We start from the raw sequence: 23,883 nt of genomic DNA on the forward strand, positions 1-23,883 counted from the left end.
GAATACCAACATCGCTACGTCGCTATATCTGACGTAAAACATTCTACCATAGATCCTGTCCGCAATTCATCTCACCGCCAAAGGTCGTACCGTTATGGCGGGAGCCTTCTTGCGGTTGAAGGTAAATCTTGTGGGGTGGACATCTTGTCCGCCTAGCGATGTCAGCGCCGAGACAAAATCGATCGAGGGAGCGATCGCCTCTCGATACGGTTCTACTGGGAAGATTGAGTCCCTGCTGGGCGAGATTGATGACGTTGCTGCATCTGCTGACGCTGCTCTGGAGTCAGGATGGCATCCATTTGTTCTCTGGAGTTACGACGCACTTGTTCTATTCTTGCTTTTTGCTCGTCGCTGAGATTGAGCGATTCAAATACCCAAATGGAGCCAGGATTGTTGCAAAAAGCGATCGCCCCAGAGCCTGCCTCGACACCGCAACAGCCAACTCGCTTACCGCCAGAACTGGCAGGATTGACCGCCAGAGAACGGGAAGTCTTGGCTCTAATCGTATCAGGAGCGAGTAACCACTAGATTGCCGCAGCGCTCTGCATTTCTGAAAGGACGGTGAAAAACCATATCACCAGCATACTGAGTCAATTGCATTTGCGCGATCGCACTCAAGCTGCCATGTTTGCCAGTGCTTACCTACCTTTGTTACGCCAATAAGAGGAAAATTGAGCCTTTCGTAATTGTTATGCTGATGTTCGCCGTCGTTTAGAGTCTGGCTAAGATAGTTGATTCAAGCGAACTTTGTTGATTTTAATCTTATGACTAATTACCAAAAAGTTACAGTTCTTATTTTTCGGATTATTGCTTTTTTCATCATTGTTCATTCTGCGATTACGTTCTGTGTAGCATCTCTTTCATTCCCATTTTTGATATTTCCGGATTTTCTAGTTTTTCTGCTGCCTCTGCTTTTAGGAATTTTGCTTTATTACACACCACCTCGAATCGATCGATTGCTAACACGCGATTTTGGGTATCAATCCATTCAACAAGAAGAACAAAGCCTTCATATTTAGAGATTTTCAAGTCATTCAACCAAATTTTTTCACCTACATTTCGGCTGTATAACGTCGATATCTCGCTTAATATTTAGGCGTTAATTCATGATTTTATCTGAAAAATATCGACATAAAAATCCAAAAATAAGGAGAGGAATGGTCGAAAATATCTGAGCATTATCTGAATGCCAATATTCAAATGTTTGATAATTGTGAGGGGCTAAAACAGCCAGAATAGCCGTTTGAATTCCAGGCACCAACAACACAATTAATATAGCCATTATTGAGACTAATATTTTTGGTATTTTAGTTGTGGGAAAAATTACTAAAAACAGAATTGCCAGTTGCACCATCCACACGATCGCCCCCACCTACCTCGACTCCACCTCAGCCGACTTCCTTACCCCCAGAAGGGGAAGTCTTGGCTCTAATAGTATCAGGAGCGAGTAACCGCGAAATTGCCGCAGCGCTGTAAATTTGTGAAAGGACGGTGAAAAACCATATCACCAGCATACTGAGTCAATGGCATTTGCGCGATCGCACTCAAGCTGCCATGTTTGCCAGCGCTTACCTGGATGTGTTGCAGCGCTTGGGCGCTAGGATTTAGTTCTGATAACGAGCGGATCTGGCGAATGAAGCTACCACGAGTAGTTCTGGTTTTGATCGATGAATCTTCCTCCCCAGTCGCCAACTCAGCAGCGACGGTTGTAGCGACTTTGCTGGGGATAGAAAGAATGCGGCTGCAACAGCCTATAGGCAAGGCAAAAGTCAAATTCCCCAAACAGTCGGTGCTAGTGCTGTCCTCCGAACAGATTAGCAGACTGGCAGAACTGCGCCTGCATGGTTTTGACGGTGCAGTTTTAGTTCTGGCATCAGAGTCGTTTGATGCTTTAGGAGCAAAACACCCAATTCTGCTTTGGGGACAAGGTTCCCACGATGCTTGCTCCTACCCCTGGAAACTACCCGAGCTGTTAGAAAAAGTCGCGGAATTAGTTCCTATGGAACCAGAAAATTTAAAAATGCTACAAAAAGAACTAAAGGCAGCCAATCAATGGTTTCAGCGTCGGGTCATCCCTTGTTTGAGAAAATTGGCAAAAAAGCAGGAAAATGGTGCAGTGGATGCCAAAGCGTTACGGTCCCTGGCAACAATTATCGAACAGCTACGCGCTGATACCCCTGTTGCTTGTCACGCCGTTGTCGAAGTGGGAGGTTATAGCGCTCAAATCCAACAGCATTTTCAAATATTACTCGAGCAGATGGGTCAGCCAGATAACTACGATGACACCCAAATTGTGTTGCTTCGCGAAGTTTTTACGAAATGGCGCGACTTGGTAATGAAGGCAGGAGAAGGACTGGGAGCGTTTTCTTGAGGCGACTATATGGGTGAGCTGAGTATTTTAATACTGGATGATGATGAAAAGTGGCTGGCGCTGCACGAACGTCGGTTAAGGCAAGCTGGGTTTAAATGTCGCGCGACTCAATTAGCTAAAGAAGCGATTGAAATTGCCAAAACCGATCCCAGGGTTAAGTTTGCTCTGTTAGATGAAATTTTGTTTGTGCCGCCGGTTCCGGTGGAGGGAAAAACCGGGGAACTCCAGCGATGGCAGGGGTCTGGCGTCGTGCGAGAAATTGCGAATCATCGGTCAGATGTGCAAATTATTATGGTGACCTCTGCGCCTCAACTGCGGAGTCAAGGAGACAGCCAACTCTTCAGCAAGGAAACGGCTAAATTAAGGCGACAACGCGGCGTGATCGATATTATCCACAAACAAGCTATCGATCAAGATCCAGATGGGGAGTACGGTTGGCTGGTGGAGTTAATTACCAGACCGCTATCTGCTATAAAAATTGAGATCGTTAAACCCCGGCTGTTAATTGGACTGGGGGTGAACCCAGAGGTGCTAAATGGTTCCAAGTACAAGCGCCTGCGTCAGTGCCTGAAGGAGACAGGAACTTCTGAATATGAACTGGATAGGACGGTGCCGCGGTTTTTGGGGAAACTTCAACCCACAGAAAAAGCCGTGTTTATTGAAATGCCAGGTTCTAAAAAACTTGACCGCACTTCCAGTATTAAGCCTGATTCGCAATCATTCCAAATTTTGGAGTTTTTAGCGCAACGCGCTGAGCAGGGAGCTGAAGTGGAGATTTGTGAAAAAGATTATCACTATTCGGCGCGCAAATCTGGTACGGGAGTGGATACCAGTACGGAGTTGGATCGCCGGGTTGTAGAGGATTTTGTCTTTGGATGTGATTCACAAGGCAGAAAAGTCTTAAAATTAGGCGTCCAGATTGAGGGGCGATCCCAAACCAGTTCCCGCTTAAAAGTCGCGATTCACCGCCTGAGTCAACAACTGGTTAAACTCAATGTCGGAACCCCCGGTCAACTATTTTCTTCAGAGCAGGGTTGCTACCGTCCAACGTTTGATATGGGTATTGTCCTCTACGCGATAGAAGCTGGGAAACTGCAAAAGAAACGCGCATAATATCGTCTCCGGTTCCAGCAGGGGAGCAGGCGAGTAGGTGTGCAGAGGGGCCCAGGGGAATTTGAATCTATATTACCGTCTGCTCTCCATCTCCCCATCTCCCCATCTCCCCATCTCCCCATCTCCCCATCTCTCCATCTCCCCATCTCCCCATCTCCCCATCTCTCCATCTCCCCATCTCTCCATCTCCCCATCTCTCCATCTCCCCATCTCCCCTGCTACGGGTGCCATCAGTCATCGGGTTACAGACGTAGTTTTAGCTACGAGTTACTCTCCCTCTAGGTATAAATTTGGCTGTAATAGAGCCAGCGCAAGGGATTTGGGCTAATAGAGGTGCAGTAACTTTCGTAACTCAGTTTCAAGTTCCAGGAGAGGCGAATGGGGTGGAAAACAGCTTGGGTGCAAGGTTTTTGCTGGGGTTGGGAATTTATTAGTAATTTTTGAAACGCTTGTAATACAGAGGGTGCTGTTGGAACAGGAGTTGGAGCAGGCGAGCGGCTTCACTCCCATGATATTAAGCCTAAAAGGCTAAACTCTGAAGGAACCGCGATCGCTCGTTCCAAGTTGCCGTCTCGAAGAGATTGGCACGCTTGGCTTGAGCAATATCAAATTCGGTGCGTCCCCCGATCGCAATTAATCAAATAACCGATTTGGTAAAAGCAGGTTTTTCCGGCTTGGGGTTTACATTAGCTCGACTGCCAAGTTCAATTCACAAGAGCAATTATGCCTTGGCTTTTGATGCTCGCTGTTTTCGACGAAATCATTTCCCTGTAGCCGCATTTTGCTGCGGTGCATTACCCCTGCTGTGAAACTATGAACGGTAAACTCTCTAACTTTTCTTTTGAGACTGCTTATGTTGCGACTGACTCGGCTGCACCCAACAACCATTTCCCAGAGGGGGATCTAGGGTTGGAAATGAATGTCGAGACGCTGGCTGACTATATTGCGAGGGAACTCAAGGATCGCACCCAATTGGGAACCAGGGTAGAGACGGTGCATCCGGCATCGTTACAGATGGTGGCGATGCGAATTGCTGGTGAGGTAGTCAGAATTTGTCGCTCTAGCGCGCGCATCCAAAGGTCTGGTTGTGTCCGGTGTTGGCAGCTAAGCTTGGCGCGGCATCGGATTGCTAAGTGCCTGAAGTACTATTATTTGGGGTCAAAACAGGCCAGGATCGAATTGCACAGCACCTTGGGCGCGATCGCTTACCGCTACATTACACCAATGCGGTCTCAGGTGAGTTTCCCTGTCCGCTATCACCTGTTAGAGGACTTTCTGCAAAGCTTTTACATCGAGTCCCTCACCGTCTTCCGGCGCGAACACCAACTAGCTGACAATTACACGCCCCGCACCACACTCGAATTAGCCGAGTATATGGCATTTACCGAGCAATATGCTCGCCGCCGCATCACGCTGAAGCGGGGTGGCGGGCAGCAGTTGCTCGTGCTGCGCGCTCAAGGGTTTTCCCGTCGCCAACCTGCGGAAACAACCCTGGATATGGAATTGGCTGCGGAACCTCCCCGCGACGATGGGGAACCCAACCGCTGTCAAGCGATGCAACAGGTGCGCGCTTCGATGGTATCAGAGGCGATCGATCCGGCGGAGAGTTTTTTACGCGATCGTGTGATTGAGGAGTTGGTGGAATATTTAGAATCTAACGGTCAATCGGACTGCGTAGATTATTTAATCTTAAAACTGCAAGATTTTTCAGCACCAGAAATTGACGATATTTTAGGGCTAGAAGCGCGGCAGCGGGACTATCTGCAACAGCGTTTCAAGTACCACGTAGAAAAATTTGCCAAGGCGCATCAATGGCAACTGGTACATCAATGGTTGGGGGCGGATTTGGAAGATAATTTGGGGCTGAACGAAAAGCAGTGGCAAGCATTTTGCCAGCAACTGCAACCGCAGCAGCAGCAACTGTTGCAGTTCAAACGCGATCGCAAGACCGACTCTGCGATCGCCCAAGATCTGCAATGGACTATCAAACAGTTGCAACGGCAGTGGTTCCAGCTTTTAGAACTTGCTTGGCAATTCCGCAACGGTACTTTTAAACCCAAAGTATCTGCTAGTAATTAACCCAAGTTGCTAAAATTGCTAATCGCTAATTGCTAATTGCTAATGGGAATATTTTCCCAATCTACCATTAGCCAGCCATTAGCTATTAGCAGCGCCCTTACAAAACTGACTGATAAGCCTCAGCTACAAGCTGGGGTTGTTTTAGTTTTGTTGGCGTTTCCTTTATAGCGTTCAGCAATTGCATCAAAGCATCTGGAATTTGTTCGTTGGATAGATTCTCCCATTCTTGAGCGATATCCCGCTCAAATTTTTCCCATTTTTCCCGATTAATTTTTTGATTTTCTTCATCCCAAAGCGCCAAACCATCCAACCACCAGCTTGCCTCGCTGACTCGCTTTTTTTTCCGGTTCATATCTTTTCTAATTTCATCCACAATAGTTTCTGACAATTCTGACCATCCCTCGTAAATTGCCAAATAGCCTTGACACAGAATTGTTAAAGCCGAAAGTTGGCGAAATTCTGTTACTGTCCAACCTTCTATTCTCCAATTATTCTGATTTTCCGTTAAGTATTTTTCCAGTTCTGCGAAATGGTCAATTAGATATTCTGTCCCGCAATCCCAAATGATTACGTTAGGAAATTGTTCCTGATATTTTTTGGTTGCTTCTGTTGGCCTTCCTGCCCCTTGACTTATAAAAATTATTAAATTAAAATTGATATTACTTACTTTATTTATGAATTCTGGGGTATGCCGTTGACTGGCGTGAATTATCCCTATTTTTGGATTTGAAGATAGGGTGACGTGCAAATTAGAACGACTATCTAAATTGATATAAACTTTTAACTTGGGTTTTAATTCATCTTGTAAATCCGCATCTACTCGTTTGAGGTAGTAGTAAATTTCAATTTCCGAGGTCATATTGTATCTGGTTGAGTTGATCTTACCCATTTTATCTCAATTGGCTAATAGCTAATAGCTAATAGCTGGTAGATCTGGAAAATATTTCCTGGAGCAATTAGCAATTAGCAATTAGCTATTTTTCCATGATAGTTATAACGACCAATTTTTAGCCACCCGAATTACTTCATCAATTCCTTTATCCCATACTTCGCGGATAGCTGCACGCCGTTGCGCCATGTCTGACCAAGACATTAACTTACCTAATTTCATGTCGAAATAAAAGATGTTTGGAAACGCATACACTTCTCCTTTTCCCACTAAAATTTTCAGCGCATCTAAAACTCCCATTGATGCGCCAAAGTACGCTGGCGGGGATGAATACCAATAGTAAGAAGGATTTTCTACCAAAAATTTTTGCAGAAAATCTGGTTCGTAACTCGATAAAGCTGCTACCCAAATATTCCATTCTTTTTGCATTGCTTCGCGGGTAGCGGGGTGATTTATATCCGGAAAACCATCGTTCCAAGTTAAACCTTCCACATCCCGCCAAATAGTACCGTAGTGATATTCTCCGGGGAAGTAAACTGTATGCAGAATGCTCCAACCAATGTTAGCAGCAACGACCATCGGGATATTTTTTTTAGCACAAACTTTTCCCAACATTAGTCTCGCAGCAGCGTTATCGACGCCGGCGACGAGGACATCAATTCCTTCTACCAAATCCATAGCAACTGCTTCGTCGCTAAGATCTCCAGTAAAACCATTAATTTCGGCAAATTGGTTGTGGCGTTTCATTTCTCGACTCGCGGCGGTGACTTTTGCTACGCCGGCGGTGTCGTAGGTGGCGAATGCTTGTTCGACGATATTTTCGACGCCATAGGCATCGCGATCGCATATCCTAATATAACCGATTCCAGACTTAGCGAGCATCAAGGCTGAAATCGCACCAATTCCTCCAATCCCTCCCACAGCTACTTTGGCATTTCGGAGTTTTTCTTGACCTTTGCAACCCCACATGCCAAATTGCCTTTCCATCGCCTCCATGTATTCAATCATATTAATTCTCCGTTTCGGGTATGTGTATCGCTGTGATGCGAAGACAAACAAGGTTTGAATCAGATTTATCTTCTTTTATCCATCGACCTTCACTTAAATTGAACGTGCCTTCTTCTCCCACTACCTCCAATTTTGCGGCGACTTTTCGCAACAGTTTAATTTGCTCTATCGTTCCTCCTTGGTTGGGTTGATCTCTATAATCATCGCCTTTTCTATTCGCCCATATTTTAATAACTCGACCCCACCCATCGCCATTAACGGGTTCGCCTTGTTGGTCGATTTCCCAAGATTCAATTTGGATGGGTGCATCGGTTCCTTTTTGGACGACTAGACTGGCAATTTCGGTTTTCAGGTTTTTCCAAGCTGCGTCAGGATTTTCCCAAAGTCCGTAAAGGAAAATATTTTTCTCGCTGCTGGGTGTTGCGGAATCGGAAAAAATTTCAGATAAGTTAACTCTGTAATACTTTTTCCCACCTTCTATGATTTTTTTCCTAAATCTGTGAGTATCGGCGATGTTAAAATGCTGGCAAGCATCTTCAAAACATCGATCGAATTGCTTTTGCTTTTTAGGTTCCAGATCGCCGCGCAATGCTTTTTCGGTGTTAATACCGTGAGCTAACCTGCAAAATAAATATCTTACCATTGCGTGACCGCAGGCGGTTTTGAGTAAAAGACCTGCGACTTCTTTTCGATAATCTTTTGGTACTAAGGTGCGGATGAGTTCGTGGGAAATTCGATTGCTCATTCCGTCGCGGGGTTCTTGTAATTCGAGAAATCCTGGTTCGTCGCCGCTGAATAAATGTTGAGCGCAAGCTGAAGCGGAACTTGCGGTTGGTTTTAAGATTGGCAGAACTTTTTTACACCAGCTATCGGCGTGGACTTTTTCGGGGAATAGATAATTGTAGAAAGCTTTTTTTAAGATAGCTTCTAGTTGTTTTTGGTCTTGTTCTATTTCCTCAAAATACAAGTTTCCCAAGACTTGCTTTTCTGCGAGTTGCCTGAGATAACTATAATCTGGATATTCCCGTAGTTCTTCGCCTAATGCGGTGAAAATAGAGGTGCAGGTTTTTGTTTTGTTGACGAGTGCGATCGCAAACAACAATCCTCCTAACCTGGGATGGTTTCCGTGAGGATACTCTGGATCTCGTTTAAAGTCAATATCGACTAAACAAATATCAAAATGCATATCGATCATGTAATTTTTGGCATACTCTAACGAGCGGCATATCATCACCTCCAAATCGAGTTCGCTATTATAAATACATTCTAAATTAACTTCAGGATTTATACTAATTGTTCGTTTATATTTCCCCCACCCTTCATCCTTCAGTATCAGTAAGGATGGATAAAGTTCGTTCGCGAACATTTGGTCATCAAGTACAAGCACTCGAAAGCCAATTTCCCCTGGAGTTTCTATGGGGATTAATTGGGGAAGTAGTTGTTGTTTTAACGCTTTAGTTCTGCTGGTAACCATTTTAATTAACCGATTTTATTGGTGCATGAGAAAGTTAATCCCTTTTTCCCATAGGGTCAGGTTATAATCCATTATCGTTGAATAGGTATAGCCATCCGGAGCTAATTCACCTGTGGCATGTCCCCCAAGTGCTTCAAAGAAAGCTTCCAAAGATTTAAGACCGTGAATTGGGCTTTTTTGGCGGTCGTATTCATAAGTGGATGCCTTTTGCGGATGCAGATAATTGGTGATTTTGATTCGGAATAATTCTGCGCCTTCGCTATTTTCAATACTCGTTAATAAAATCTTGACTTTGCTGCCACTCATGCTATTTTTTTCGATATTTGATACTACTTCGCTGAGAGCAGACATTAAGTAAAGTTCGTTGACCCATTTGTTTTGATCCTTGCCTAATTTATGATTTAATTCTTGGTGATTTTCTTGATATACTTCGGTAATAAATCCTCGCTTCTCTTCAAGTTCTTCGATAAAAAAGTCTGAAATTGACTCAATCAAGTTATATTCCGAAAAATCTACCGATCGCAAACCATCTGTAGAATTATCAATATGTTCGAGCGGACGACGACTTACGAAACTCATCATTGCAGGAAGGGTAGCAATTTGATTCGTTAAATCGATAATTAATTCTTTCGCGTCATCGGATTCTATATGTTTTTCTACTAAAAATTTAATAATAGGCAAAGCTTGTACGGTAATATAAGTTCTAACAGTGTGGACGGTATGGCGACCGGCTTCTAGTTGAGCAATTTTGAGTCCATCGTCTAAAATGTGAGGCGAGACTGCCAGCATATTCCAGGCAAAAGTAATCGCGTCTACAACTTCAGCTAACTTTTGATGTTGTAAAACTTCAGCAGTCAATCCCACAATTAGACCGTAATCGTTTTGCGGTCTTTTGGCAAACTCTTTCCGCGTCCCAAGTAAATATACTAAAATGCTAGATTTTTTATTTCTACCTCGAAGTTGACGAATTTCTTCTGCCAAAAGACAAGGATAAACAGCAAACCACTTCCAGCTTGCTTGTATTAATAATTTTTGGTCGTTTATTAGCGAAAATTCGCTGATAAAATTATTTATATCAATATTAGTTGTCTCACCTGGTGTAACGTTAAACTCTATCCAGACATCTCCACCAAATTTCAAAGCTTCTTGCCTATCTTTTTGGCTCGGGTATCCTAAATTTTCTGGCCTTTTGAGGTAGATAATTTTGGGTGGAAAGCAGCCTACTTCACCTGGTGTTTCTATCCGTCGAATATCCCAAGGCCAAAAACCTTTTCCCATATCCGGATACCGGACTAATTCCATAAATTGCTTAAATTTTTTTTCCAGTAATTGGCGGTTATTTCCATCTAATTGAGAGTCTATAATATGATATCCAGGCGCAACTAAACGGTTCAAAATATTAACCATCATCCTTCCCTGCACCTCAAATGCCGTGGCGAAAGAAACAAAGTCTATCTCCTCCCACTTTCTCAAAGCTTGTTCCAATATATTTTTCAAACGGGTTTCATCCGCTCCGGTAAAATTAAACTCGAAGTCTCGCACTATTGATAAAAGTTTGATCGGATCTTCCATTTGCTTTCCTCCTTGGTCATTTATTGCTCAGCTACCAAGATACTCCTGATTTGAATCCCCTAGCTTTATACATCGAGTTTCTCCGCGTCTTTGCGTCTCCTAGTCCCCGCGTCTTCTTCAAGGTGCTGGTGTCCATTTTCCATCGACAATTTTCCGCACAACTATGGGAAACTGGACGTTACCATCTTTCCCCACGGAAACATTTCCGACTGCTAGGGGAATGTTAGCGATCGCAGACATTCCCTCTCGCAATTTTTCCGGTTCCGTTCCGCCTCGCTTAGCCGCCAGTAAAAGCAATTTAAGCGAATCATAGCCAAAAAACTCAAAAAACACCGGATTCGTGCCAAAGCGGCTTTTGTAGCTGTCTACAAATTGCTTTAATTCGGGAGTACCAGCGTTTAAATCGGTGGCGAATTCAGCGGTGGTATAGTAGAGGCCGTTGGCAGCTTCCCCCGCCGCTTGTAAAATTTCTGGCTGGCTAATCGTACCCATTGACAAAAATGTCGCCGTTACCCCCGCTTCGCGCAGCTGAATCGGAATGTTGGCGATACTTTTACCATAACCGACGATATAAACTGCATCGGGTGCAGCTTGTTTGATTTTCAAAGCTTGCGTCCGGAAGTCTACATCATCGGGATTGAACGCTTGTGCTTCGATTATATTTCCTCCTAGTTTGCTAAATTTTTGAGTGAAGCTGTCCCTATAACTAATTCCCGTACTATTGTTAACGTAAAGAATCGCGCCTTTGCGAAGGTTGAGCTTGCTAAAAGCATAGTCTGCCATTGTTGACGCATCGCTTTCGGCGCTGACAAAAAAGCGGAACACCCAGGGATTTTTACCTGTTATCCCGTTATCGGGGACAGAAGTTGCTAACAACACGCGCTTGTCTTGTTCGGCTAAGGGAATTAGTGCTTTTACACCTTCCTGAACGGCAATAATAGATGGGCAATTTTTGATGTTGACTAAAGACTGATATGCCGTCACGACTTTAGCAGCATCGCCACCCGTGTCTGAATACTCAAGTTGGAGGTGAAGCTGTTTAGAAGCGTCTTGCTTTGCATAATCTGCGCTGGCAATATCCATACCATTTTTAACCGATTGACCGATATAAGCCGAGTTGCCAGTAAGCGGTAAAATCACCCCGACGCAAAAATTATTGGCGGCTGTTTTTTGCTGCCGTCCAAATAAATAACGTAAACCGAACGTACTAATAAGGGTGGCGATCGCTATGGAAATCACCCATAGTTTATTCGGCCTCGTTCTTCCATAAGGCTTATAATTATACATCTTTAGTTTTGCTTCTACACCCCGGTAATTAGACTGTTTAATCCTGCGCGTTGCTAGTGTCTGGATGTCCGATAAAAAAGCTGTATAAAACAATTTCGGAAACACCATCAACGTCTAACAAGTCATGGATAGCATCATCGTAAAAACTGACGATAGGACAAGCACCCAAATTCAAAGCGGTAGCTGCTAAAACTAAATTTTGCCCCACATGACCTGCTTCTAAGTGAGCATAACGGTATGCTCGATCGCCATATTTCCACGTTAGCCGCGGAATGACTCCTGTCAATAATGCTACAACAGGTAAGCGCTGAGGGAAATGGACAAATGCGGCGCGAATTTCTGCCGCCTTAACTTGATGTATGCCCTCGATTGCGTGGGAATTCGGCTCATAATGCCAAATATCGCACTCATCGTCATTTTCATGGTTGGGCGTTGGTATAACTAAATACAATTCCAAGGGATAAAGACGACCCGCAGAAGGCGCATAGCGGAAGGAAATCTCTCCCCCGTCCAATTCCACATCCCGTTTGGGGTTCCAACCGTAGGTTAACTCGCACAAAACGGCAAGTTGTTCTAATGTTACTGGTTCGGGTTGAAATTCGCGCATCGACTCGCGCCGTTCGAGTACGTCTTTCAGGGTGACATCCCCGATGGTATCGAGGGAATGGGGAAGCTGATGGCGAGTGGCGGAGCGATATTTTTTGCCCCCGGTGGCGACGGTGGATTCAATTTCTGCGATCGCTACCATATTAGTCTGTCGATTTAATGCAGCATTGGGATTAGTATCTGCATGGACAACTCTCGCTTCCAACAGCGGATGCATCTTCGTATTTTCATGATAAATTTCGTAGAGTTTTGGCTGTTGAACTTCAGGAGTTGCTGCCAACATCCGCAGGAAAGTTTCATCGGTTTGCATAATGCTAATTGCTAATTGCTAATTGCTAATTGGTTATGGTTTAAGGCCAAGGATGGGGCATGGTATTGATGGTGGCGTCCCTATCTATATTTATTCCTCCTATCCTTGTGGGTAAGCGAGTTGCTGCTAATTCATCCGTCCCCAGATCGGCAAAGTAAAACGGTACTAAACCAGGTACAATTACTTTAACAACATATGCTCCCATTTCTCTCACATCGGCTGTAGTCAGATCGAGAACAAAAATATCGTTTGGTAATTGGTAATTGCCGCTCAACTCGTTCCCAGGTTCAACCTGGGAACGATATACTAGAGGATCCGCCTCGGCTAAAGGGGCAGGTTTATTCTCGAACAAAAACGATACCTGGGATACCATTTCCGGGTCAAAATAAAGTTCCGAATGTTGGGCAAAACTGCCAGGAATTGCCTCCTTTATTTCGGAAAAATCTGGCCGCAAACCGCTTAAACCAACTCGCCAAGAAACGCCTTTCCACCCTAAACAAGCTTCCCGAAAAGCATGTCTCGCAGCGTCATTAATATCTAATGCCGCCCCAGCACCAAAGGCGAAAATCGGCGACCCTTCTGCGGGAAAATGACCGATAATCCCTAAAATAACTTTATAGCCAAACTCGGGAGAAATATCGCGGATAATTGTTTTAATCCCGCGATTTTGCATCCGCTGCACTTGTTCTAAATAATTGTCTGGCAGGATGTTGGCAGGATTAATAAAAGTACCCCCATTTTTGTATAACCATACAAGCATGAGAGCATCTCGTTCTATGACTTCCCTTAAACCTCGATCTATGGCATCTTGTAAGCTAGTACCGCAAGCCATGCCGTTGGTAGTTTGAAATAGATTGATGCTTTGATTTTGGGTGAGGAATTCAACGGGTAATTGGTAATTGGTAATTGGTAATTGGTAATTTGGAGAATTACTATCTAGTTTCCAGGCGGGTAAGATGCGGCGGGGGGAGTTAATTGCTTGTTCGCACCAAGCTTTTCTGGAGATTGTTTTTGGGAGTAAGAAGGGAAGGTTAAAGAGCGAGTCTGCGGATATAGAATTATCCGGATTTTGCACGGGTAATTCTGCTAGCAAATCTTCCGTGAGCGCGAAAACGTAACGTTCTAAAGCTTCGCCACAAGCAGATGCGATCGCATTCTCATTATCTTCCGATATCCCGCATCCCACAAACCGATCCGCTGTTTCCGGGAGTCTCGCTTCTAAATCTTGGTTGATCCGCGTCCCCCACACGTGAAACCGAAAATCTGTAGGACGCCGCTGCAATTTCACCAACTCGCGAATCGGACTACCTTTTCCCACCCAAGCACTTAACGATTTAGGTTTCATAATTATCTCAAACGAGAAACTCTAAGCAGAAACCCGGTTTCTATGAAAAATCTTGGACTGGGAACCAGAGATCAAAGCAAGAAACCCGGTTTCTATGAAAAATCTTCGACTGGGAACCAGAGATCAAAGCAAGAAACCCGGTTTCAAGGAATTATCTTGGACTGGGAACCAGAGATCAAAGCAAGAAACCCGGTTTCTCGGTTCGGGTTTTGTAGGCACAGGGCGTAGAATAATTGTAAAATGCCGTGTCCCTACAACCAGAAATTTATTTCTATGCTGACCAAATTAAGCATCAATTACCGCTCCCTCCGGATAAGTTTTTAACCGACTGCATACCCGACAACGGGGATTTTTCAAAGCAGGATAATCAGCAAAAGTCACAGTACGAATATCGATTTCATGAATCGATGTTAACGCCCGCGAAAGCCCCGCACCGCTCAAAAATTCTAAGCAAATTCCTGCTAGTAAATTAGCCGCCGATACAACCATCGGATAGCTACCTGCTTGGCAAGTATTTGAAATATCGGGATAAGCTATATTTCCTTGTCTTTCGTATATGCAAGCTTGGCAAGCCGTTACGCCGGGAACTAAAATAGGGCCAAAAGAAACGGTGAAATTTTTCCACCATCCCACTATTAAAGGTTTGTTGTTTTTTACGCACCAGGAATTAACCGCTAAGACTTTTTCCCAACTTTCTCCGAACAAAATAATTAAATCGGCAAAACTGGCAAAAGTTTCCCACTCCTCGCTAGTTGGAATAACTTTCGTTCCCACTCCCGCTCCGGTTAATCCGTCAGCTATTAACTGACAAAAATTCTGCTGTCCCTGTAACAAAACTTGAGCCTGGGCAAGTTTATCTAAAATTTCTTCTGGGTTTGGCGATCGCCAAGCATAATTCGCCGCAATATAAATATCTTGACTGCGGGAAAATTGGTAGATGAACCCCGATTCCAACAAAAAATTTAAGCAAGATATTACAGCGGCTTCAGCAATTTCTTTAGACTGAAGTTCTGTAACTATCCCTGCCACTGTTCGAGTTCCATCTAACAGAGGTAGTAATGCTAACAATACTGGCTGTGATTCCGAATCTAGTTCAATTTCACCAATTTCTTTGCCTGACAAAAAGGCTTTAGCTTCCTTGATTTCTACATCCGGTCTTAAGCCAATATATTTACCCTGGTCTATTTTTTCTTTCATTGATTTAACGTTGGGTGGCTTTACTGCAAGCACTGGAGGTTTCTGCTGCTGCGAGAAGTCTGCCTTGTTGTAGCAGAATTCTCAGGGAATCGTTCGCTTTCAATCGTTTGGGTTGATGCAGTTTTAGACGGATTTCCATGTTTTGCTACTCCTTTTTGTTTTATTGATAACTTCAGTAGATGCTCTGGTATTTATCATACCATTTTTCACTGGATAAAATTTAAAAATTAGTTTGAGGAATAGCAATTAAACATAAATTTGTTTTAAAGTTATTAATTTGCTGAAGGCAGCGATGAACGCTTTGATCGTCCAAAGCAGAAAACGGTTCGTCCATTAAAAATGATTCGCCTTTGCCGATGGCACAATAAAAAGCAAGATTCTGCCTTTCACCGCCGCTTAAATTTGAGACTTTTTTACTAAGTAAATTGGTGAAGTGGTGAGGTACTTTATCAACGCGGGCAAGATTTAGTGCTTCGCGAACTGTCAGATTGAGACAAGTATTATCGCCAGATTGTAGTAGAGAAAGACCCAGGTTGACTCGTTCCCAAGGGGGTAATGCTTCAATCGGTTGACCGTTGAGTCGGATGCTACCTCGATGGATGGGGATTAATCCGGCGATCGCTTCGATCAATGTAGTCTTTCCCCAGCCATTGGGAGCCTGCAAAATACTCATCTGACCTTTGTACAATTTAAAAGAAAGCCCTCGCAATTCACCGTTTTCATCGGTTTTTCCGATCGCGAGGCGGTGGCCTCGGTAAACGACTAAATCTTCAACCGATAGCACAACATGACTTGGGTTTTCCTTACTAACAATTGTGGATAAAACAGCACCGCCAGTCAGAAGTTGGTGCATTATTTTACCAGGATCGCCAGCGAGGATATTTATCCAATCCAGGAAACTAATGCTAGAGTTTTTTAGAAGTGATGCTCGCACTTTTCCAGGAGATTCAACAGCGATTTTGCCGTTTTCTAGCGTCCATACAGTTGTGGCTAAATCCAAAATGCGGGAAATGTTAAGAACCTGTTCGACGATGACGAGAGTGACGTTGTGTTGTTTGGCTAAATAGTTCAGCATAGCCATGACTTCGGCAATTCCAGCAGCATCTAAACCGGATAGGGGTTCATCTAAAAATAAAATGCGCGCGCCTGCTTGAATTGCTCTGGCGATCGCTACCCGTTTAGACTGTCCTAAAGAAACTTTATCCGCCGATGAAGTTTCCCGACCTGCTAACCCAAAATCCAGTAACATGGCTTGGGAAGCTTCGAGGTTTCTTTTTTCCTGTTCTTGAGCCTCAGAACGACGCAAAAGCGCCCAAGCAGGGTTTTCTCCTAATTGATTGGGCGCGGCGCAAGCAATATTATCGAGTAAGTTTTGGGTGGAAAAGAGTCGAATATCTTGCCAAGTTCTGCCTATCCCAGCTAGTGCTACTCTTTCCGGCGTCAAGCGCGAGTTCAAATTCCACCACCGCCGGGGATAGCGAAACACCTCTGACACCCCATTAGTACGCAATTCAATCGCACCCGCATCGGGTGCTAAATTGCCTGTCAGAATATTCAGCAGCGTTGTTTTACCGGAACCATTCGCGCCTCGCAGCAGCACGACTTCACCCGCACTCAGTTCGACAGAAACTCGATTTAAAACCGTTTGTCCCCCAAATTGCTTGTGCAAGTCAAGAACGCGCAGCAATACTTGCCGACCCGATAAGATTGACGCCGAATCAGTTTGAGTTGATGGTTTCGGTTTTTCAACAGGTTTGAGCGCCACTTCCCTCCAAGGAAACCTGAATCCTCCCTCAGAATTAGCGGCGTGTGCGATTGGGCAAAGCGGATATGCCGACCGCACGCTGGCGCGAACGTTTGGAGGGCGAATCGCAATTGGCAGATTTGGGGAACAAGTAGTCATATCCGGTAGATCGTGGCAGTTCCTTTTATTAGGTGGTTTCAAAAACCATTTTCGCGATCTATGAATGTGCCAAACCCATTATTTAAGCGGAACTTTAGGTATATTGACGATGCCGGGACTTGTAACCCGGTTACAACAAACATCAAAACAAGGCGTAACCAGCACCTATAGATAGGAGTGCCATTCAGAAAACTTGTATTTTTCCGCCACAGGCAGTGCTAATTTAGGCTTTCGTTGTAACCAGTAGGGGCGGGTTTTACCCACAGGACTTACGCAAATCACCAAAGTTTCTCTGAAAAATCGTGGCGCTAAAACTAGAGTCCGCCGCCAGAAACCCGCTTTCTCTGAAAAATCGTGGCGCTAAAACTAGAGTCCGCCGCCAGAAACTTTGGTGATAGGAACGCGCTGGCGTAAGTCCTGACCAATTACCTTTGACACACACAGACAATTGTACTAAACCCGCCCCCCTTGGCTAATCAATGGGATAATTTCCTGCCAAACCTTGGGGACGGAAGTGCATCATTACCACTAGCAGAAGTCCGTAGAGTAACAGGCGGATATTGGCAGCGTAAGCATCTGGTATGAACATAAAGCGAAGCACTTCTGGAATCGCCACCAGCACCGCCGCCCCCACCAAAGGTCCCCAAAAATTACCAACGCCGCCTACAATTACCATACATAACATCAAAATCGAGTGGTTTAAATTAGCCGCACTGGGGTCGATGTAACTCACATAAGCGGCGTAGATCGCACCCGCAATTGCCACCATAGAACAAGCGATCGCAAAAACCTGAACTTTGAGCAAGCGCGTGTTTTTACCCAGGGCGCGCGTCGCCAATTCGTCATCGCGCATCGCTTGCAGCAGTCGCCCCCAAGGCGAATTCAGCAATAACCAAGAAACGAAGGCACAACCCGCCGCTAAAACAAGGGATAGCACCGCAATTGCACCGATTGAATCGAAGGAAATACCCAACAACTTTGGTTTGGGAATTCCTGCCAATCCCTCAGCGCCACCTGTGAGATTAGTCCAGTTATAAAACAGGCCAAACAGGAATACTTGAACCGCCAGAGTTATCATCACAAAAAAGTCGCCCCGAAACCGCCAAGCTGGTAAAGAAACTGCCAAACTCAATACAGCGGCAATTGCTACGATCAGGATTGTTGCAGGCATAAATTCCCACCCTAGTTTGAGCGTAGCGAGAGCGTAAACATAGCTGCCTAAAGCAAAATATCCCCCATGGGCTAGCGTTAGCAATCCGCAGTAACCGACGATTAAATTCAGGCTCAGCGAGACAATTAGATAAATGCTTAGGTAAATCAGTAGGTGAAGTAAATAGTTCATTGATTGCTAATTGCTAATTGCTAATTGCTAATTGCTAATTGTATTTCCTTTTACCGATTCCTGATTTCTGATTCTAATCTGCTTTTCTGACCCAGGATTCCGTTAGGGCGTAAATAGAGAAATATTGCCAAAATCATAAAAGTTATTGCATCTTGCCAGCGGGCGTCAAGTAGCCAAACTGCTTGGGAACGAATGATTCCTAGTAAAATTCCACCTATTAAAGGCCCCCAGAAAGATTGCCGCCCGCCGATTAGTGCTGCTACTACAGCCAGCAGAACTGCTACTAAACCCGTGTTAGGGTCAAAGCCGACATCATAAGCCACTAAAAGAGATGCGATCGCTCCCAAAAAACCCGAAATCCCAAAGGCTATTCGCCGCAGTTGCAGTATGTTATAACCTTGGAGGGCAAATTGTTTGGGATTATCTGCCATTGCCCGAAATTGCAGTCCCAGATTGCTCCATTTTAGCCAGAGATAAAAGATCGCTATCGCACCCACACACACCACCGCCCCTACAATCTGCGTCTGCGTTAGTCTGATATTACCAATTGTGGTTACTCGATCTATTCCAGTCCGCAAAAACTTGCTTTCCTGACCCCAAATTAACGCCACAATTTGAACAATAATAATATAAATTCCCAAAGATGAAACCAAGTGAGCGCCCCAGGATGCTTGTTTTAATTCCAAGGGTGCATGATTGAGCCATTCGCAAGCTAGAGAAATCAATACACCTGTTATAATTGCTACTATTATTGCCCAGTACCAAGGCCATCCCGCTGGCAAACAACTCCAGGCAATAAAAGGAACAATTGCGTATACACCTCCCAAGGCTAGATGAAAAACCCGCGTCGGCAAGTAAACTACGACAAAGGCTAAAGCTAGTACAACAATAGTTAAACCTGCAATCAATCCGTTTGCTATTATTTGCATCCAATAAATTCCTCAATTCCAATACTTGTAGGTTGGGTTGAACGACAGTATAACTCTGGCAAAAATAGCACTGGACGGGCAAGATGCCCATCCCACAAGAGTGATTATTTCTTGTGGGGTAGGCATCCTGCCTGCCCCACCATGATGGGCAAGATGCCCATCCCACAAGAGTGATTATTTCTGGTGGGGTAGGCATCCCGCCTGCCCCACCATGACATAAAATCCTGCCCCACAATGACGGGGTTTCCTGCCCATCCCACAAGAGTGATTATTTCTGGTGGGGTGGGCGTCCCGCCTGCCCCACCATGACATAAAATCCTGCCCCACAATGACGGGGTTTCCTGCCCATCCCACAAGAGTGATTATTTCTGGTGGGGTGGGCGTCCCGCCTGCCCCACCATGACATAAACTCCTGCCCCACAAGGAGATAATAAATCCCCGACTTGTCGAAGAAGTCGGGGATCTGAATCTATTAAGTTATTAAGTTACAAGACTAATTCGCTCGATTAATTTGCGAATCTTTATACTCACATCTTGCACCAATCCCAACATCCGCCAGGGACTCAAGTCCCTGGCTAATAGCGGAAGTCCTCACTCAGAGGACTAAATACTTAGGATCAAAAGCTTTCAGTCCTCTTAAGAGGAGTTGAGCTATTAGCCCGGAAATTGATTTCCGGGCGGGCTAAAACGGCAGGTGCAAGATGTGATTATAGTTAGCCTTGGCTATTTTCAGTCGCGGACTCTGACGCCGGAATTGCCCCTTGACCGTTGCCTAGATTCACCTTGAATACCTTACGCCGCACTTCTTCTGCTTTAGGCAGCGTTAGCGTCAAGATACCGTTCTTAAACTCGGCTTGAACTTTGTCGTTTTCTACTGGAACGGGTAGAGGAATTGTGCGTTGGAAATTGCCATAGCGCAATTCAGAGCGGTAGAAACCCTTTTCTTCCGTTTTCTTTTCGTAGCGATGTTCGCCCGCAATAGAGACAGCTTCTCGCGCTACTTGGATATCCAGGTCTTTCCCTTCTACACCGGGAATTTCTGCCCGCAAAACGAGATGGTCGTTTTCGTCTTTTAGTTCGATTGCAGGCGCCCAAGCTGTTGACCTGGTTTCGCGGCTCATTCCTGCAAATTCATCAAACAATTGATCCATTTGACGGCGCAGAGATTCCATTTCATGGAATGGTTGCCAACGAATGAGTGCCATATCTCAATAACCTCACTAACGATTGACAGATTTTGAAGTTTTAAATCTTTTTGTTGAGTAGGCAAGGCATTTCTGCCTTTGACTTTATAGTGCCGTATTTCAGCAATTGGGTTAGTGAGGTAAACCCTACAAATGCGGTGGGATTTTCCCGAATGGCTAATGGCTAATTGCTAATGGCTAATGGTTAATGGCTAATGGTTAATGGCTAATGGTTAATGGCTAATGGCTAAAGAGGGGTTTCTCACCCCGCCTGCCTAACAACAGCCAATTAGCAATTACCAATTAGCAATTAGCAATTAGCAATTAGCCATTAGCAACTACCGATTACCACTATCCAAACGCCGCTGGATTTGTTTAAGAGTTTGATACATTTCTGGGATGCGGCTGTAGGTGGCACAGATCTTGAGAAATAGTTTTTGGGGAACGGCTGGGTAGCCACCGACGATCGCACCCGCTTCGATGTCGCTATGTATACCAGCTCTAGCGGTAGCGATCGCTCCATCTCCCACTTCCGCCTGATTGGCAATTCCCGCCTGTCCCGCCATCAGTACTCTATTTCCGACTTTCACCCCACCGGCTAAACCAACTTGCGCCGCAAATGCACAATTTGACCCTATCTGACAACCGTGTCCGATATGTACTAAATTATCCAATTTTGTCTGGCGACCGATCCGCGTCTCTCCCACAGCGGGACGGTCGATGGTGCTGTTGCAACCGACTTCTACCCCATCTTCTAAGACTGTACAGCCGGATTGTTCCATTTTGAACCAACCTTGGCGCGTCGGTACAAAACCAAAGCCTTCTGCACCGATAACAGCACCGCTGTGAATTACGCAATCGGCGCCGATGCGGGTGCGTTCGTGGATGGTACAGTTGGCATGTAAGATGGTGCGATCGCCAATCTCCACCTCTGGATAAATCACTACATTCGGATGAATGCAGACTTCGTTGCCAATCTTTGCTCCTGCTTGAATCACCACGTGCGCGCCGATATAAACGTTGTTACCCACTTGCGCTTCCGGGTGAATGACAGCTGTGGGGTGAATTTCGGGACTGGGGTGGTAGGGTTTGTAGAAGAGAGCGATCGCGCGAGCAAATAACAATCTCGGATCGGCACCAGCAATCCAAGCAATACCTCGTCCGGTAGCTTGTGCTTGTAAAGCTTCATCCAGGGGTAAAATCAACGCACTCGCGCTTGTTTTCCCCACCCAAGACCCAAATTTTCCCCCTTCGATATAGCTGAGAGTGCCAGCAGGTGCTTCATTTATCGGCGCTACTCCCCCAATCTCTGGGTTGCATTCTGGGTTAGATGTCAGACTATTGCTGGCAGCGTCGAGTTTTTGTACCAATTCATTAAATTTCATTGACAAATTGCGATTGATGGGTGTTTGGTAGTTGTTCATGCAAATATCTAACCCAGAAGTCGGCATTCTAGAATTTTAAGAGGAGTGGGGATAGATTATAGCGGTTTGGGACTTGCTGGAATACAGCCCTTTTGGCCTTAGTTTGTATAGCGGCACCCTTAAGGGTGCCGCTATACAAACTAAGCCCGTCTGCACGGGCTATTAATTTACAAAAAATCAATTGTATTCTATTAAGTCACAATCCGCTATATACCGAGTGCGGTAGTATCTAACTCGTATGGTGAATGGTGTTGTAGGGGCGGGTTTTACCAAACGCCTTTGATCGATAGCGAATAGTATTGATAAACCCGCCCCCCGCGCGATGCCGATACAAACGGACATGATATTAACTCAAGTTGCTAGTTATCTCATGGATAGCAGCTAATAGCTAATGACTAATGTAAGTCAAAATTTTTTATTAGCAATTAGCAATTAGCAATTAGCAATTAGCCATTAGCCATTAGCCATTAGCCATTCATTCTGACTCAAATGCTTGATTTTCAAACTGCAAAACTCGACAGTTTTCAGACACCGTGCGAATAACGTTATCTGGCACTCCTGAAGGAACGCGAACTTGAATTTCTAAAGTGATATCTACATCGGCATCAACTAAACTGGTCAGGTGTTGAATCACTTCGTCGGCGATTTGACCAACATCGCGGCGCATCCGCAAGGCATCTAACTTCACCGTTCCATAGAAGCGTTTCGGTGGAACGGGGGTGACTAGGTATGTACCGCTTTTTTCCCCAGAGGAAAAGCGCTGACCAGTTTCACTGTTTTGATTACCTACCGTCGTTGTCGATGGTAATGTTTTATTTGTGGCAGTGGCTGCATTTAGCTGCTGTTGTGCGATCGCAGGTTTAACCAACAAACTCTGACTGCCTAAACTGGGTGCGATGTGTTCGCCTGCTTTCAATCCCAGATAGCGCGTTTTCGTTCCATAGAAGCGTTCCCACTCCCTGTGCGATCGCATCTAATAAAACTTGCTCGTTTTTCAATCGAGACAAGTAGGGGTAACAAGTATTTCCATAAAGTTTTTAGATCTACGCGATCGGCATGAGGCCAAATATAAAGATTGAGGATTTCTAAACATAAGCGATTGGCAGCATAATTAACAATCAAATGTTCTTCATGAACCAGCTGGCGCGAAGCTCGCAAAATAGGTGAATCTGAACCTGGAATGCGCGTTTCTTCCCACACAATTGCACCCTGGTCGTCGGGTTGAGTGGGAATTAACAGCCACTGATACGCTTCCTTGAGTAACATATCAACCGTTTCATCGGTTTGCTTGCGCTTGGTTGTTGCCTGATTGCTTTGGAAAACATCTAAGTTCAGAACGTCCTTTTCTTGCACGATCGAATTCCAAGCCAAATATTGGCAAACAAACTGCACTATCGCCTCGATTTTGCTCTGATCTGGCGCTAGGAATATTAATAGATTCTTGCAGTAGCGAGGACTCGTACCTTTATTAGAGAGAATTTCTTCAACTCGTTTGCGGGCGGCGCTATCTTTTGCCCTAGTGCTGTGGGTATGCTGCGGTTCTAGCACCACTAACCGCACCCCCATGTTCTCATCATCAGGCACATCGCTAGAAGAATTGGGGGCAAAGTGGACACCAGCGAATTCACCCCGCTGACGGTCATTCTTTAACCGGCGAATAATTTCTTCCCAGACTTTTTCCTCATCCTGTTGAATTTGACTCGCTCGGTCTTGGGCAGTCCGATTGACATCCTCCCGCCGCTAATTCGGAGTACCGAATATAGCGGGGGATTCCAAAGATTGCTCTTTAGGCTTCCTCTTTCCACGAGTTGACTTACTTGGAGGAGTTTCCCCACCCAAATATTGGTCAG

The 23,883-nt window shown here is 45.0% G+C and carries 28 protein-coding genes; 7 read left to right on the top strand and 21 right to left on the bottom strand.

Annotated elements, in window-relative coordinates; all coding sequences use genetic code 11:
• Positions 1-130: 130 nt before the first annotated feature.
• From MiSe_RS36580 to MiSe_RS36590, 3 genes are read left to right on the top strand one after another with little or no spacing between them, the layout of a single operon-like run.
• Complete coding sequence (locus MiSe_RS36580; protein ID WP_226589648.1) at positions 131-355, top strand: hypothetical protein; 225 nt, start codon at positions 131-133, stop codon at positions 353-355.
• A 23-nt stretch (positions 356-378) separates the two neighbouring features.
• Complete coding sequence (locus MiSe_RS36585) at positions 379-528, top strand: hypothetical protein (RefSeq protein WP_226589650.1); 150 nt, start codon at positions 379-381, stop codon at positions 526-528.
• Entirely contained in the window at positions 529-663 is a 135-nt protein-coding gene (locus MiSe_RS36590) for a LuxR C-terminal-related transcriptional regulator (RefSeq protein WP_264196780.1), read from the top strand.
• A gap of 174 nt (positions 664-837) precedes the next feature.
• Here the strand turns inward: MiSe_RS36590 and MiSe_RS36595 are convergent, their stop codons facing one another.
• On the bottom strand, positions 838-1,038 hold the full coding sequence (locus MiSe_RS36595) for a hypothetical protein (RefSeq protein ID WP_226589653.1): 201 nt from the start codon (positions 1,036-1,038) through the stop codon (positions 838-840).
• A gap of 61 nt (positions 1,039-1,099) precedes the next feature.
• The gene (locus MiSe_RS36600) at positions 1,100-1,354 is read right to left on the bottom strand and encodes a hypothetical protein (RefSeq protein WP_226589655.1); all 255 of its coding nucleotides are present in this window, start codon (positions 1,352-1,354) and stop codon (positions 1,100-1,102) included.
• A 279-nt stretch (positions 1,355-1,633) separates the two neighbouring features.
• On the opposite strand from MiSe_RS36600, the gene MiSe_RS36610 reads away from it, so the two are divergent.
• Both MiSe_RS36610 and MiSe_RS36615 read left to right on the top strand, forming a co-directional pair.
• Positions 1,634-2,371, top strand: a complete 738-nt coding sequence (locus MiSe_RS36610; RefSeq protein ID WP_226589657.1) for a hypothetical protein — start codon at positions 1,634-1,636, stop codon at positions 2,369-2,371.
• A 9-nt stretch (positions 2,372-2,380) separates the two neighbouring features.
• Positions 2,381-3,484 (top strand): response regulator, encoded by a 1,104-nt coding sequence (locus MiSe_RS36615; protein ID WP_226589659.1) that lies wholly within the window; start codon positions 2,381-2,383, stop codon positions 3,482-3,484.
• 67 nt (positions 3,485-3,551) lie between these two features.
• Here MiSe_RS36615 and MiSe_RS36620 read toward each other — a convergent pair whose 3' ends face one another.
• Positions 3,552-3,722 (bottom strand): hypothetical protein, encoded by a 171-nt coding sequence (locus MiSe_RS36620; RefSeq protein ID WP_226589661.1) that lies wholly within the window; start codon positions 3,720-3,722, stop codon positions 3,552-3,554.
• 52 nt (positions 3,723-3,774) lie between these two features.
• Between MiSe_RS36620 and MiSe_RS36625 the strand changes: the two genes are divergently transcribed.
• Positions 3,775-3,918 (top strand): hypothetical protein, encoded by a 144-nt coding sequence (locus tag MiSe_RS36625; protein ID WP_226589663.1) that lies wholly within the window; start codon positions 3,775-3,777, stop codon positions 3,916-3,918.
• 379 nt (positions 3,919-4,297) lie between these two features.
• The gene (locus MiSe_RS36630) at positions 4,298-5,563 is read left to right on the top strand and encodes a hypothetical protein (RefSeq protein WP_226589665.1); all 1,266 of its coding nucleotides are present in this window, start codon (positions 4,298-4,300) and stop codon (positions 5,561-5,563) included.
• Between the two features lie 97 nt (positions 5,564-5,660).
• Here MiSe_RS36630 and MiSe_RS36635 read toward each other — a convergent pair whose 3' ends face one another.
• The 18 genes from MiSe_RS36635 to MiSe_RS36715 form a co-directional block, all read right to left on the bottom strand.
• Positions 5,661-6,422, bottom strand: coding sequence for a hypothetical protein (locus MiSe_RS36635; protein ID WP_226589668.1), 762 nt, complete (start codon positions 6,420-6,422; stop codon positions 5,661-5,663).
• Between the two features lie 132 nt (positions 6,423-6,554).
• Entirely contained in the window at positions 6,555-7,460 is a 906-nt protein-coding gene (locus MiSe_RS36640; protein ID WP_226589670.1) for a HesA/MoeB/ThiF family protein, read from the bottom strand.
• A 1-nt stretch (position 7,461) separates the two neighbouring features.
• Positions 7,462-8,934, bottom strand: a complete 1,473-nt coding sequence (locus MiSe_RS36645; RefSeq protein WP_226589673.1) for a hypothetical protein — start codon at positions 8,932-8,934, stop codon at positions 7,462-7,464.
• A gap of 15 nt (positions 8,935-8,949) precedes the next feature.
• Positions 8,950-10,506, bottom strand: a complete 1,557-nt coding sequence (locus MiSe_RS36650; RefSeq protein ID WP_226589675.1) for a hypothetical protein — start codon at positions 10,504-10,506, stop codon at positions 8,950-8,952.
• Between the two features lie 117 nt (positions 10,507-10,623).
• Positions 10,624-11,793 carry a penicillin-binding protein activator gene (locus tag MiSe_RS36655; protein WP_226589677.1) on the bottom strand — a complete coding sequence of 390 codons (1,170 nt, stop codon included), beginning with the start codon at positions 11,791-11,793 and terminating at the stop codon, positions 10,624-10,626.
• A gap of 37 nt (positions 11,794-11,830) precedes the next feature.
• Positions 11,831-12,709: a SagB/ThcOx family dehydrogenase gene (locus tag MiSe_RS36660; protein WP_226589681.1), complete on the bottom strand. Its 879-nt coding sequence runs from the start codon at positions 12,707-12,709 to the stop codon at positions 11,831-11,833.
• Between the two features lie 40 nt (positions 12,710-12,749).
• Positions 12,750-14,054, bottom strand: coding sequence for a YcaO-like family protein (locus MiSe_RS36665; RefSeq protein ID WP_226589684.1), 1,305 nt, complete (start codon positions 14,052-14,054; stop codon positions 12,750-12,752).
• Positions 14,055-14,339: 285 nt separating this feature from the next.
• Positions 14,340-15,251, bottom strand: coding sequence for a ThiF family adenylyltransferase (locus tag MiSe_RS36670; RefSeq protein ID WP_226589686.1), 912 nt, complete (start codon positions 15,249-15,251; stop codon positions 14,340-14,342).
• 4 nt (positions 15,252-15,255) lie between these two features.
• Positions 15,256-15,390, bottom strand: coding sequence for a hypothetical protein (locus tag MiSe_RS51460; protein ID WP_264196779.1), 135 nt, complete (start codon positions 15,388-15,390; stop codon positions 15,256-15,258).
• A gap of 81 nt (positions 15,391-15,471) precedes the next feature.
• Positions 15,472-17,154: an ATP-binding cassette domain-containing protein gene (locus tag MiSe_RS36675; RefSeq protein WP_226589689.1), complete on the bottom strand. Its 1,683-nt coding sequence runs from the start codon at positions 17,152-17,154 to the stop codon at positions 15,472-15,474.
• A gap of 472 nt (positions 17,155-17,626) precedes the next feature.
• Positions 17,627-18,496, bottom strand: a complete 870-nt coding sequence (locus MiSe_RS36680) for a branched-chain amino acid ABC transporter permease (protein WP_226589693.1) — start codon at positions 18,494-18,496, stop codon at positions 17,627-17,629.
• Positions 18,497-18,546: 50 nt separating this feature from the next.
• Positions 18,547-19,425, bottom strand: a complete 879-nt coding sequence (locus MiSe_RS36685; protein ID WP_226589696.1) for a branched-chain amino acid ABC transporter permease — start codon at positions 19,423-19,425, stop codon at positions 18,547-18,549.
• Between the two features lie 104 nt (positions 19,426-19,529).
• Positions 19,530-19,781: a hypothetical protein gene (locus tag MiSe_RS36690; protein ID WP_226589699.1), complete on the bottom strand. Its 252-nt coding sequence runs from the start codon at positions 19,779-19,781 to the stop codon at positions 19,530-19,532.
• A gap of 357 nt (positions 19,782-20,138) precedes the next feature.
• Positions 20,139-20,630 carry an Hsp20/alpha crystallin family protein gene (locus tag MiSe_RS36695; RefSeq protein WP_226589702.1) on the bottom strand — a complete coding sequence of 164 codons (492 nt, stop codon included), beginning with the start codon at positions 20,628-20,630 and terminating at the stop codon, positions 20,139-20,141.
• Between the two features lie 317 nt (positions 20,631-20,947).
• Positions 20,948-21,994 carry a UDP-3-O-(3-hydroxymyristoyl)glucosamine N-acyltransferase gene (gene lpxD / locus MiSe_RS36700; RefSeq protein ID WP_226589718.1) on the bottom strand — a complete coding sequence of 349 codons (1,047 nt, stop codon included), beginning with the start codon at positions 21,992-21,994 and terminating at the stop codon, positions 20,948-20,950.
• Positions 21,995-22,508: 514 nt separating this feature from the next.
• Positions 22,509-23,006 (bottom strand): hypothetical protein, encoded by a 498-nt coding sequence (locus MiSe_RS36705; RefSeq protein ID WP_226589706.1) that lies wholly within the window; start codon positions 23,004-23,006, stop codon positions 22,509-22,511.
• Positions 22,946-23,617, bottom strand: coding sequence for a hypothetical protein (locus MiSe_RS36710; RefSeq protein ID WP_226589710.1), 672 nt, complete (start codon positions 23,615-23,617; stop codon positions 22,946-22,948). The genes MiSe_RS36705 and MiSe_RS36710 overlap by 61 nt, the downstream gene beginning before the upstream one ends.
• 62 nt (positions 23,618-23,679) lie before the next feature.
• Positions 23,680-23,883: hypothetical protein (locus MiSe_RS36715; RefSeq protein ID WP_226589713.1), on the bottom strand; the 204-nt coding region annotated here is incomplete at its 5' end.

Origin of the sequence: Microseira wollei NIES-4236 (genome assembly GCF_020521235.1) — a bacterium.
GTDB classification, from domain to species: Bacteria; Cyanobacteriota; Cyanobacteriia; order Cyanobacteriales; family Aerosakkonemataceae; genus Microseira; species Microseira wollei.

Coding starts and splice junctions, on each gene's coding strand:
- MiSe_RS36635 (WP_226589668.1), bottom strand. CDS start 6,422: ATGACCTCGGAAATTGAAATTTACTACTACCTCAAACGAGTAGATGCG.
- MiSe_RS36705 (WP_226589706.1), bottom strand. CDS start 23,006: ATGCGATCGCACAGGGAGTGGGAACGCTTCTATGGAACGAAAACGCGC.
- MiSe_RS36670 (WP_226589686.1), bottom strand. CDS start 15,251: ATGAAAGAAAAAATAGACCAGGGTAAATATATTGGCTTAAGACCGGAT.
- MiSe_RS36680 (WP_226589693.1), bottom strand. CDS start 18,496: ATGAACTATTTACTTCACCTACTGATTTACCTAAGCATTTATCTAATT.
- MiSe_RS36630 (WP_226589665.1), top strand. CDS start 4,298: ATGAACGGTAAACTCTCTAACTTTTCTTTTGAGACTGCTTATGTTGCG.
- MiSe_RS36600 (WP_226589655.1), bottom strand. CDS start 1,354: ATGGTGCAACTGGCAATTCTGTTTTTAGTAATTTTTCCCACAACTAAA.
- MiSe_RS36645 (WP_226589673.1), bottom strand. CDS start 8,934: ATGGTTACCAGCAGAACTAAAGCGTTAAAACAACAACTACTTCCCCAA.
- MiSe_RS36615 (WP_226589659.1), top strand. CDS start 2,381: ATGGGTGAGCTGAGTATTTTAATACTGGATGATGATGAAAAGTGGCTG.
- MiSe_RS51460 (WP_264196779.1), bottom strand. CDS start 15,390: ATGGAAATCCGTCTAAAACTGCATCAACCCAAACGATTGAAAGCGAAC.
- MiSe_RS36585 (WP_226589650.1), top strand. CDS start 379: ATGGAGCCAGGATTGTTGCAAAAAGCGATCGCCCCAGAGCCTGCCTCG.
- lpxD (WP_226589718.1), bottom strand. CDS start 21,994: ATGAAATTTAATGAATTGGTACAAAAACTCGACGCTGCCAGCAATAGT.
- MiSe_RS36660 (WP_226589681.1), bottom strand. CDS start 12,709: ATGCAAACCGATGAAACTTTCCTGCGGATGTTGGCAGCAACTCCTGAA.
- MiSe_RS36665 (WP_226589684.1), bottom strand. CDS start 14,054: ATGAAACCTAAATCGTTAAGTGCTTGGGTGGGAAAAGGTAGTCCGATT.
- MiSe_RS36655 (WP_226589677.1), bottom strand. CDS start 11,793: ATGTATAATTATAAGCCTTATGGAAGAACGAGGCCGAATAAACTATGG.
- MiSe_RS36695 (WP_226589702.1), bottom strand. CDS start 20,630: ATGGCACTCATTCGTTGGCAACCATTCCATGAAATGGAATCTCTGCGC.
- MiSe_RS36620 (WP_226589661.1), bottom strand. CDS start 3,722: ATGACTGATGGCACCCGTAGCAGGGGAGATGGGGAGATGGAGAGATGG.
- MiSe_RS36685 (WP_226589696.1), bottom strand. CDS start 19,425: ATGCAAATAATAGCAAACGGATTGATTGCAGGTTTAACTATTGTTGTA.
- MiSe_RS36640 (WP_226589670.1), bottom strand. CDS start 7,460: ATGATTGAATACATGGAGGCGATGGAAAGGCAATTTGGCATGTGGGGT.
- MiSe_RS36610 (WP_226589657.1), top strand. CDS start 1,634: ATGAAGCTACCACGAGTAGTTCTGGTTTTGATCGATGAATCTTCCTCC.
- MiSe_RS36650 (WP_226589675.1), bottom strand. CDS start 10,506: ATGGAAGATCCGATCAAACTTTTATCAATAGTGCGAGACTTCGAGTTT.
- MiSe_RS36675 (WP_226589689.1), bottom strand. CDS start 17,154: ATGACTACTTGTTCCCCAAATCTGCCAATTGCGATTCGCCCTCCAAAC.